Genomic DNA, 10703 nt, shown 5'->3' with positions numbered 1-10703 from the left:
CCGCCTCGATTTTGTCAGGGATGCTGATTATCTGACGCGTCGGGGTGATCCCTCTCTTCACCCGCGCCAATGCGGCGGCGTGCTTCGAGTGCCTCGACCACCATGCGCTCGATCACCTCGGCCGCAGACGTCCGCTCATTCACGAGCGCCGACGATTCGCCCGCAAACAGCGCCATGCGCTCCAGTTCGCCCGTCGTGCTGCGCAAGGGTGAATCGGTGCTGTACAAGTAGAGCGGCCGCCCGTCGTCGTGGGCGATCACCTCGCGTGGCAAGGTGTCCGGGTGATAGCCGAACAATTGCCCGCCAGCCTTGGCGGTCACGCTATTGGCCAGCACGCGCACCGGCGAATTGGGCGGCCAGTTGATGGCGAAGAGATCGGTGTAGAGCGTGTCCCCTGCCCGCGCCTCGCAAATGCGCTGCTTGTGATAGTCGTGCGCAAACGACTCATGCGTCGCGAGGAACGCCGTGCCGCAATGCACGCCCGCTGCGCCCAGCGCGAGCGCCGCGATCAATCCACCGCCCGTTGCGATTCCGCCTGACGCGACCACGGGCACGCGCAGGCGGCGCGCGACCTCGGGCAATAGCGTGAGAAGGCCGGCTCGCCCGCGCACGTGGCCGCCGGCCTCGATGCCCTGGACGATCACGGCATCGGCTCCGGCCTGCTCCGCAGCCAGAGCATCCTCTAGCGATCCCACCTGATACAGCACGATGGCGCCGGCGTTTTTCGCGCGCTTCACGGCGTCCGGCACGACGTCCCAGAAGAAGCACAGCGCCGGAACGCGCGCCGCGAGGCACACGTCGAGTTCCGCGGCAAACAGGGTTGCCTCGGTTGCCGAGGGAATCAGGTTGACGCCGAACGGACACGGCGTGGCCGCGCGCACGGCGGCGATCTCCCGCTCGATCAATTCGGGTGATTCGCGCACCATGCCGAGCAAGCCGAATCCGCCCGCTGCGCAAACGGCTGCGGCAAGTTCGGACCTGGCCGGGCCGCCCATGCCCGCCGAGACGATCGGATAGCGGCAACCTAGTAGATCGGTTAAGGCCGTATGCAAGCAGTCGGGTTCCGTATTCACGCTCATTGGGTGCGCTCCGGTAGCGATGGGGTTGGGGTAATGATCGCTCAAATCTGGGGGCGTGAAAACGAGACCCGCTCAACCGTCATCCGCCACTTCTGCAGAGCTTTATCATCCACTCATAAACCGCATCCACCGCGGCGGAGCGCGCCGGCTGCGCTGAGCGCATCAACCAAAGCGGCGCGAGTGCGAATCCCGGCACCTGAGGCAAGACTTTGACGCGCCCGCTCGTCAATGCATCACCCGCAGCGAGGCGCGACACCATGGCGATCCCCACTTCCTGCCCGGCCGCTGCCACCAGGAAGCCCGGATCGCTGGCTGTCATGGCACGCCGTATTCGCAAGCCGCCCCGCCTCAATTCGGGCAACCAGGGCGCCCAGTCCGGGCGCGCCTCGTCAATCAGTAACGGCGCTTGCGTCAACACCTCGGGGAACGGCGCCGAGCGCAAACGACGCGCGGTCGCCGGCCCGCAGATCGCGACGGCATCTTCGTCGAGCAAGGGCTCGCACACCACTTCGGGCGTGCGGATTTCCCTTGGCGACACGACAAGATCGACATCGACGCGATCGATCTCATTGACCTTTTCACCGGTCACGAGCCAGACCTCGATATTGGGCAGCGCCTTCGCAAACGCGCGCATGCGCGGCATGAGCCAGCCCGACGCGAACTCGGGCGTGCACACGACGATGACCGAATCCGGATTGCCATACGGCTCGATACGGTCGCGCCCATCGGCGAGCGTGACAAGCGCCTCGGTTACGGTCTGCGCGTACAGCGCGCCGGCGGCGGTCAACGCGACACCGCGCCCGATGCGCCGAAACAGCGGCTGCCCGGTCCATTCCTCGAGTTGCTGGATCTGATGGCTGATCGCCGATTGCGTTAGCGCGAGCTCTTGCGCCGCGCGCGTGAAGCTGCCGAGCCGCGCGGCCGCGTCGAAGGCGAGCAAGGCCTGCAAAGGAGGAAGTCTGCGCATGGGATTGAAGCCGGAAGGTATTAGAAATATCGATACTTCCAGCAAGATTTTTCGCTTTTCGCTGGAATGCTTACTCGCAATGATACTGCCTGTCTTCACGCATACGCGTTCCGCCTTTCAGGCAGACATGAGGAATATTTGTGTGACGGCGTCCGCCAAAACCAACCGGATCGACCCCTATGACCGTGACCCTTGCGCCTTCTCACCTTACGCCAACCGCCGCCGCGGGAATCGACGGGCAACCCTCGCCTCCGACGTACGCCGGCATGCTGTCGTTCATGCGCCGGCCGTACACGCGCGATCTCACCGGTGTCGATGTCGCCGTATCCGGCATTGCGCTGGACCTCGCCACGACCTTCCGCCCCGGCACCCGCTTCGGCCCGGCAGCCATGCGGGCGGCTTCGGTGATGCTCGCCGAGCTGGGTGCGTTTCCGTGGGGCATCGACCCGTTCGATCACCTGAACGTGGTCGATTACGGCGACTGCTGGTTCGACGCCCACAATCCGCTTGGCATTCGCGACGCGATCATCGCCCACGCGCGCGGCATTCTCGCAGCCGGCCCGCGCATGCTGACGCTCGGCGGCGACCACTACGTGACCTATCCGCTGCTCGTCGCGCACGCGGAAAAGTACGGCAAGCCGCTGAGCCTGATCCACTTCGACGCTCACTCCGACACCTGGCCCGACGACAACCCCGAGTCGCTCAATCACGGCACGATGTTCTACAAGGCGATCCGCGAGGGGCTCATCGATCCCGCGCGTTCGGTGCAAATCGGCATTCGCACATGGAACAACGACTTCATGGGCGTACGGGTTCTGGATGCGCCGTGGGTCCATCGCAACGGCACGCAGGCAACCATCGACGAAGTGCTGGCCACTGTGGGCGACGCGCCGGCCTATCTGACCTTCGACATCGACTGCCTCGATCCATCCTGTGCGCCCGGCACGGGCACACCGGTAGCGGGCGGCCTCAGTTCGGCGCAGGCGCTCGAGATCGTTCGCGCGCTGGGCCCCGTCAACCTGGTGGGCGCGGACGTGGTGGAAGTCTCGCCGCCCTATGACCACAGCGACGTGACGGCGCTTGCCGCCGCCCATCTTGCCGTCGACATGCTGTGCCTGATGCGCAACCAGAAGCTGCAGCGCCATCAGCGCATGTGAGACCACCGCAGGCTTTATCGAAATTCATCGAAACCTTTCCGGGCGACCATCATGTCCCACACCCTCATCAAGCGGATGCTGGCAGCATTACTGGCTGGCGCATTCGTCGCGAGCTCGCATGCCGAAGACAAGCAGCTCAATCTGTATAACTGGGCCGACTACATTGCGAAAGACACGGTGCCGAATTTTGAAAAGAAATCCGGTATTCACGTGCGCTATGACGTCTACGACGGCGACGAAACCTTGCAGGCCAAACTGCTGACCGGGTCGACCGGCTACGACGTCGTGGTGCCGACCTCGAACTTTCTTGCGAGGCAAATCGAAGCCGGCATCTATCAGAAACTCGACAAATCGAAACTGCCGAACCTGGCGAATCTGGACCCCAACCTGCTGAAGCTCGTTGCCGATGCGGACCCCGGCAATCAATACGCGGTGCCGTGGGCGTGGGGCACCACGGGACTTGGCTACAACGTCACGCGCGTCAGAAAGATTCTCGGCAATGAGGCGCCGCTCGATAGCTGGGACATTCTCTTCAAGCCCGAATATCTGAGCCAGTTAAAAAGTTGCGGCGTGTCCGTGCTCGACGCGCCTGCCGACGTTTTCGCAGTCACCCTGCACTACCTCGGGAAGGACCCGAACAGCGAAAATCCGGCCGACTATCAGGCCGCCTACGAGGCGCTGAAAAAGATTCGCCCTTATATCACGCAATTCAACGCGACCACCTACATCAACGATCTCGCTGGCGACGACATCTGCTTTGCGTTGAGCTGGTCGGGCGACGTATCGATGGCAAGTCATCGCGCGCGCGAAGCCGGCAAAAACTACGAGATCAAATACTTCATTCCCGCCGGTGGCGCGCCCGTGTGGTTCGACATGATGGCGATCCCGAAAGATGCGCCGCACCCGCAAGCCGCGCTCCAGTGGATCAACTATATCGAGCAGCCTGACGTGCATGCGGCCATCACCAATGAGGTGTTTTATCCCAATGCCGACGCGGCCGCACGCAAGTTCGTGCGTCCCGAGATTCTGAACGACCCGACCGTGTACCCGCCGGAACCGGTGCTGAAAACGCTGTTTCTGCTCAAGCCGTTGTCGCCGACGATCAAGCGGCTGGAAAGCAGACTCTGGACGCAGCTGAAGTCAGGCGGATAACGCCCCGGCGGGCATCGGTCGTGACATGCGTGCCCGCGATCTCGTTGTCGTTCGTGAGCCTGCCCGGCCAGTTCGCAGGACCGTCGGGTCATCTCGCGGACGGGCTCGACCTCGCGGAGGTCCGCAGCGTCGCCGAACAACCACTCCGGCGACGCTCCACCACGATCAGAACCGATGAATCATACCCAGACGAAAGACCGTCTGGTTCACCCCAGCCGACGCTCCCGCAGACGCATCGACGATCTGTGCATCGTCGAAACTGGTTCCGGTATGGGCGCTAACCACGTGCTGATACGCGCCTTGCAGATAGAGCGATGTCCGCTTGCTCACGTCGTAGTCGAGCATCAGGCCGATCTGGTGCCACTTCGGCACATATCTGGCATCCGACGACGACAGATGCGCCATGGTGAACGTATAACCCGCGCCTAGCCAGACGGTCGGCGTGAAGTAATACTGCGCGTTGATTTCGAAGTTGTCGAATTTCCACGAATCCCACGCGGCCCCGCCTGGCAGATTCGTATTGTCGAGCCATGCATTGCTGACGGGATCATAGACATCAACGTGCGAATACGTTGCGCCCACGAGTACGTGAGTGAAGCGATACGACGCGCCGATGCCAATATCCTGCTGTGACGCGGAGTCAAAGAGATCGCCCGGATTGACCGCACCGCCTTGCGCGAATCCGCCGTTGTTCAGCTTCAAATACGATGCGGCGGCAGTGAGTCCACCGTTCTGGTAGTTCAGCGTCGCGCCCCAGACGCGGTTGTTCGAGAATCCGCCAGGCTGGTTGCTAAAGCCGTACATCGCCTCGGCCGTGAGACCGTTATAGGTCGGGCTCGTGTACTTGACTGCGTTGTTGACGCGGAAGTCCCAGTCCGCGTTGTCGTTGTCGAAAGGGTGCGCATTGATGTCGCCGGCCCAACTGCCGGTCGCCGTAAGACTGGCGAAGCCGAGCGCATCGACGCTCGTGTCGTACTGTCTGCCGAGCGTCAGTGTCCCGTATTGCGACGATGAGAGTCCGACAAACGCCTGGCGGCCGAACATGCTGGAATCCTGCCCGAGCCTGCCGTTGTTCACGTTGAAGCCATTCTCCAACTGGAAGATCGCCTTGTTCCCGCCACCCAGGTCCTCCGCTCCCTTCAAGCCCCAGCGGCTACCGAACGTGTCGCCGCTCGCCATCTGATATGCGGTATGGCCGCCCACGTTACTGGTAAAGTTAAGCCCTTCGTCAATCAGCCCATACAACGTGACACTTTGTTGAGCGTGTGCTGCACTGGCCAATAACATAGCGGGCACGCACAGCGCCCATTTGAATTTCCCTCTCCGTCTCATCATTAGTATTCCTGTATATGGTCGATTCGTATACGCCGTGAAACGACGAATCTGTTGGAGGCGACATCATCGGCGGACGACGAAGTTTAGATTGCCGATAAACTTGCCTAACCAACAAAAAACGAAATTCAGATTTCCAGGAATCGAAACGAGGGTAACGCATTGAATTTGTGCGCCAGCCAGCGATTGATGGCGCGGGCAAGCGCACCGCCGGCGTGCGGTGATAGCGACTTCGAAACCGGGTCGTGCTAAAGATCGAGAACGAGGTCCGAAGTGGGACGGCTGCAACACATCAGCCGCATGCCCTTCTCGATTTCACGCGGACGAATGCCACCATTGTGCTTCATCTCGACGCTGCCTTCGAGCACCCGGGTTTTGCAGGTCCCGCATATCCCCTGGCTACACGACGATGGCAGCGGCACGCCGGCTTTTCGCGCAGCGGCGAGCACCGTCTGCGACGCGTCCATGGTGAACTCGCGACCCGAGCGCGCAAGACGCACCGTATATCCGGCCTGTCCGGCTGGCGCGCATGCCGGCTGTTCGGCGCACTCCACGGTCTCCGCGAAATTGAAACTCTCCTGATGATATCGGGAGGCATCATGACCGCTATCGACAAGCATCTTTCTGGACGCATCCATGTAGCCGGCCGGGCCGCAAATGAACACTTCCCGGTCGCGGAAGTCCGGCACGTGCTCCATCAAGAGTTCCAGATCGAGCCTCCCCACCGGACCGGACCAATCGGCTTTATTTCCCGGCGCTTCGCATATGTGAATCACGCGAAGCTTGCCCGAGACGCCGCACAGGGCTGCAAGCTCCTTGCGGAAGATAATGTCCTCCGGCGTTCTCGCGCTATGGACGAACACGATATCGCGGTTCAGGCCCAGATCGAGCGCCGCGCGCGTCATCGACATCAACGGCGTCACGCCCGAACCCGCCGAAAGATAAAGGCTCTTGAGCGCCGGCCCCGACGAGGGCGTGAATACGCCCGACGGCCCGAACGCCTTCAGTTCGACACCCGCCTTCATATTCTCGTGCAGCCAGTTCGACATGACACCGCCAGGCGTACGCTTGACCGTGATGGAAAGCGCATAGGGGCGCGTCGGCGGCGAAGAGATCGTGTAGCAGCGGCTGATCTCCTTGCCGTCGATTTGCGCCGAGACCGTCATGAACTGTCCCGGCTCGAAGCTGAACAATTGCCCATCCGCCGTGCTGAACACGAATGTTCGAACGTCGTGCGTCTCATCGCTTACGCGCGTGCAAATGAGCGTGCGCTGCTCGTGATTCGGCCACCGTGCGTCGGCGCGCTCCCACGTGCTCGCGCTGCTAAAGCGATCAACCATTTCACTTCCCTGCCCGATGAAGCATGAATCTGCGGCTACGTTCATGGCAACCTCAGACGCCTTGCGCCTTGAGCCTGGCGTCGTACCAACGTGCAAACTGGTCCAACGGTGCTTCGGTATAGTTCGAGTAGGGCCCCGGAATATAGGCGGGGTCTTGAGTCCCTGCATGCGTGTTCGCAACGAGTTCCGCATCCTGGTTCGTCGTAGCGACCCAGACTTCGGTCAGCTTCTTGAGGTCATAGTCCACCCCTTCGACAGCGTCCTCATGGACCAGCCAGACAGTACGCACGACCGTCTTGTCCGGCGCAACGGGCAGACTATAGGCGATCACGGCATGGTCGCTCATCACATGGGTCCACGAATGATGGCCCCACATATGGACGTCACCAAGATCGCGCCGCTGAATGCCGCCCAGCAATTTCGTGCAGGCCACCTTCGTGTCCAAGGTCTGCGATTCGTTTGCGCCCGCGATGACGAGCCGCTGAGTGCGAAAGTTGGTATCCACGCTTTCATCGAGCGATTCGAACGGGGCGCAAACGAGTCCGTCCTTTTCCCATTGCTCGCGGCATTCCGCATTGCGCTTCAGATAGTCGTCATAGGCCTGGAGCGCTTCCTCGCTCTGGCCGTCGGGGCAAAAGCCGAAGTCTTCGGCGAGAAAGGAATTCGTCAGTTCCGGATGGGTGCCCGCGCAGTGATAGCACTCGCGGTTATTTTCCATCACGAGTTTCCAGTTGCCGTTCTCGACGATCTCCATTTCGTGAGCGATCTTCGTGCGCGTGAGATCGTACGGCGCGAAGCGCGGGGCCATGGTTCGCTCGAGCTTTTCGAAGTCGGCCGGCGCTTCATCGGCGAGGCACACGAAGATATGCGCGCCCACGGTCTTCACGTGGACGGGAATCAGGCTGTGGCAGCCCGCGTCGAAGTCCTTGCCCATATGCGTCGAATGCTTGAGGCTGCCGTCGAGGTCGTAGGTCCACTGATGATACGGACAGACAAGCATCCCCACGCTCGCCTTGCCGGCCTTCTTCATGATGCGCGAGCCGCGGTGACGGCAAACATTGCGATACGCACGGACGTTCTCGTCGTCGTCGCGCACGATGATGACCGATGCCTTGCCGATATCCACCGTGTGCACATCGCCCGGCTCGGGAACGTCGGCCGTCACGCCAACCAGAATCCAGAGCTTGTGAAAGAACACGTCGACGTCCGTTTCGAAAACGTCCTGACGCCCGAATAATTCGCCGGGCATGCCGTGTCCTTTCTTGCGGCTATCGATGAGTTCGCGGTGCGTATGAATTTGAACTTCGGACATGGGGGCCTCTTGATGAGAACGTTTAATAGTGCGTGTGGTACTGATAAGCACTGATATGGCGTGGAGTATTGGACTACCAGAATGGGCCGTCAACGCGCTTTATAAGCTCACTCACATTCGTTTAAATCATGCGAAAATGCGCGCGGGACCTGGCTCCCGAATCGCGCCTCGCGGCCTGGGCCCGGGCGCGGGTTTTCCCTGAAAACCGATGGCGGACCACGCAGGCTCAACGCCCTTTGTTGTCCCCCTAGACCGCCGTGATAGCGAATGAAAACCACCAAAGCAACGAAAGGCTATCGCCGGATCGTTCCGTCGCTTACCGCCCTTGTCGAGTTCGAGGCCGTGGCTCGCCTCGGGAGCTTCACTTACGCCGCGAGCGAATTGGGCGTCACTCAGTCCGCCGTAAGCCGGCAAGTCAGGTTTCTCGAAGAAACGCTGGGCGTGCGCCTCTTTCACCGGCTGCACCGCTCCATTGGCCTGACGAGTGAAGGCCAGGCGCTATACCTCGTCGTGGCCGAGTCGATGCAGAAAATCGCCGGGGTATTCGATCGCCTCGTAACCGGAACCGAGCAACGCGAGCTGGTGCTCGCGGCAACCGCCGCTTTTTCGCAATTCCGGCTATTGCCGCGGCTCGCCAAGCTCAAGAAGCTCGATCCCCCTTTGCAGTTGCGGCTGTCGACCGACATGTTTACGGCCGACCTTCGACACGTCGAAGTGGACGTCGCAGTTCGCTACGGCGATGGCAACTGGCCCGACGGCACTTCAACCTTGCTCTTCGACGTCGAGGTCTTTCCTGTCTGCTCGCCGGCGTTTCTTCAGGAATATGGCAAGCCTTCCTCGCTCGACGAGCTGGCCAAGATGGCGCTCGTCGAGTCGGATGCAACGTCCGAGGGATGGATGGGCTGGAACGAGTGGTTCCGGGCCGTCGGATACCGCCCTTCGCGGCTGAACACCGTGTTGCGATGCAGCCTCTACACCGACGCCATCCAGGCGGCGCGATATGGACAAGGCATCGCCCTGGGGTGGAGCCGTCTGGTCGACGATCTGCTGCGCTCGGGAGATCTGGTCCCGATCGACATCGCGACATTCCGGCCAAGCGACGCCTATTTCGTGGTGGTTCCCCATGGCCGGACCATTACGCCGGTCATTACGCAGCTGATCGAATGGCTGCGCGGCGCCCCGGCGCCGCGCTGACTTCAAAAACAAGTACGAGTTAGCCCTGGCACAGCACGTGTCCCGGGCTAACTCTCGGCTTACGCGCCCCACTCGCGCCGAATTATTTCCCCGCGAGCCAAACCGCAAACTTCTGGTTCAGATCGTCGCCGTGGTCGGCCCAGAAGTTGACGTCGACATCGACGGCATCTTTCTCGTTCGACGGGTTCGTCGGCAGGTAGGGTGTCACCGCCGGATTCACCATCGGGATCGCCGATTTGCGCATCGGTCCCAGTGCCGTGTCGGTGGACAGCTTCGCAAGCTGGTCCGTCGACGTGGCGAACTTGACGAAGTCTTCGGCTGCCTTCAGGTTCCTGGTCCCCTTGACGATCGCGTAGCCTTCGATGTTCTTCACCTCACCATCCCAAAGAAAGCCAAAGGGCTTCTTGTCCTGCTCGACGGCAACCCAGATACGGTTCGGGTAGGCGCTGGTCATCGTCACTTCGCGATCGGCGAGTAGCTGGGGAGGCTGGGCACCGGCTTCCCACCACACGATAGAAGGCTTGATGGTGTCGAGTTTCTTGAATGCGCGGTCCACGCCCGCCGGGGTCGAGAGCACCTTGTACACGTCGGCGGGCTTCACGCCGTCGGCGAGCAGCGCCCATTCCAGCGCACCTTCAGGCGACTTCTTGAGGCCGCGCTTGCCCGGGAATTTCTTGAGGTCGAAGAAGTCGGAGATAGCGGTCGGCTCTGCGCCTTTGAATGCGCTCTTGTTATACGTAATCATGGTCGACCATGCGACGTTGCCCACCATGCAGTCCGACAAACCGCCGGGGAGGAAGTCCGACTTCGCCGGCGTGCCCGATTTCCCGGGCGGCAGCATGGCCGGATTGATTTTTTCGAGCAGCCCCTCGTCGCAGGCTCTTGCGGCATCGGCCAACTGCATGTCCACCACGTCCCACGTCACGTTGTTCGTTTGCACCTGGCTGCGAATCTGCGCGATGCCGCCGTTGTAGGTGTCGACCTGAACACTGGTACCGGTCTTTGCGGAGAACGGCTTGGTCGCGGTGGCCACCTGCGTGTCCTGATAGGATCCGCCCCAGGAAGCAAACATCAGGCTGCTTGCCGAGGCGGCGGTACTCATCGTGGCGACTGCAGCAAGCGCCACAATCTTCGGGGTCAACGTCTTGTGCAGTTCCATTCCATCCACTC

General features: G+C 61.4%; 9 protein-coding genes. 3 read left to right on the top strand and 6 right to left on the bottom strand.

Going from position 1 to position 10703, the window contains the following annotated elements:
• Nucleotides 1–14: 14 nt before the first annotated feature.
• Nucleotides 15–1079: a nitronate monooxygenase gene (locus tag U5775_RS28175; RefSeq protein ID WP_322061384.1), complete on the bottom strand. Its 1065-nt coding sequence runs from the start codon at nt 1077–1079 to the stop codon at nt 15–17.
• A gap of 79 nt (nt 1080–1158) precedes the next feature.
• Complete coding sequence (locus U5775_RS28170; protein ID WP_322061383.1) at nt 1159–2145, bottom strand: LysR substrate-binding domain-containing protein; 987 nt, start codon at nt 2143–2145, stop codon at nt 1159–1161.
• A gap of 80 nt (nt 2146–2225) precedes the next feature.
• Between U5775_RS28170 and speB the strand changes: the two genes are divergently transcribed.
• Nucleotides 2226–3203: an agmatinase gene (gene speB / locus U5775_RS28165; RefSeq protein WP_322061382.1), complete on the top strand. Its 978-nt coding sequence runs from the start codon at nt 2226–2228 to the stop codon at nt 3201–3203.
• A gap of 75 nt (nt 3204–3278) precedes the next feature.
• Nucleotides 3279–4355 (top strand): polyamine ABC transporter substrate-binding protein, encoded by a 1077-nt coding sequence (locus U5775_RS28160; protein WP_415913673.1) that lies wholly within the window; start codon nt 3279–3281, stop codon nt 4353–4355.
• A 165-nt stretch (nt 4356–4520) separates the two neighbouring features.
• Here the strand turns inward: U5775_RS28160 and U5775_RS28155 are convergent, their stop codons facing one another.
• The 3 genes from U5775_RS28155 to U5775_RS28145 form a co-directional block, all read right to left on the bottom strand.
• Nucleotides 4521–5690: a porin gene (locus U5775_RS28155; RefSeq protein ID WP_415913671.1), complete on the bottom strand. Its 1170-nt coding sequence runs from the start codon at nt 5688–5690 to the stop codon at nt 4521–4523.
• 245 nt (nt 5691–5935) lie between these two features.
• Nucleotides 5936–7072 (bottom strand): hybrid-cluster NAD(P)-dependent oxidoreductase, encoded by a 1137-nt coding sequence (locus U5775_RS28150; RefSeq protein WP_322061390.1) that lies wholly within the window; start codon nt 7070–7072, stop codon nt 5936–5938.
• A 7-nt stretch (nt 7073–7079) separates the two neighbouring features.
• Nucleotides 7080–8339 (bottom strand): aromatic ring-hydroxylating dioxygenase subunit alpha, encoded by a 1260-nt coding sequence (locus U5775_RS28145; protein ID WP_322061380.1) that lies wholly within the window; start codon nt 8337–8339, stop codon nt 7080–7082.
• A gap of 267 nt (nt 8340–8606) precedes the next feature.
• On the opposite strand from U5775_RS28145, the gene U5775_RS28140 reads away from it, so the two are divergent.
• Entirely contained in the window at nt 8607–9533 is a 927-nt protein-coding gene (locus U5775_RS28140; RefSeq protein ID WP_322061379.1) for a LysR substrate-binding domain-containing protein, read from the top strand.
• 82 nt (nt 9534–9615) lie between these two features.
• Here the strand turns inward: U5775_RS28140 and U5775_RS28135 are convergent, their stop codons facing one another.
• Nucleotides 9616–10692, bottom strand: a complete 1077-nt coding sequence (locus U5775_RS28135; protein WP_322061378.1) for a polyamine ABC transporter substrate-binding protein — start codon at nt 10690–10692, stop codon at nt 9616–9618.
• Between the last annotated feature and the right edge of the window lie 11 nt (nt 10693–10703).

Source organism: Paraburkholderia sp. J63, assembly GCF_905220245.1.
In the GTDB taxonomy this organism is placed as follows: domain Bacteria; phylum Pseudomonadota; class Gammaproteobacteria; order Burkholderiales; family Burkholderiaceae; genus Paraburkholderia.
This window is presented reverse-complemented; position numbering and strand designations above follow the sequence as displayed.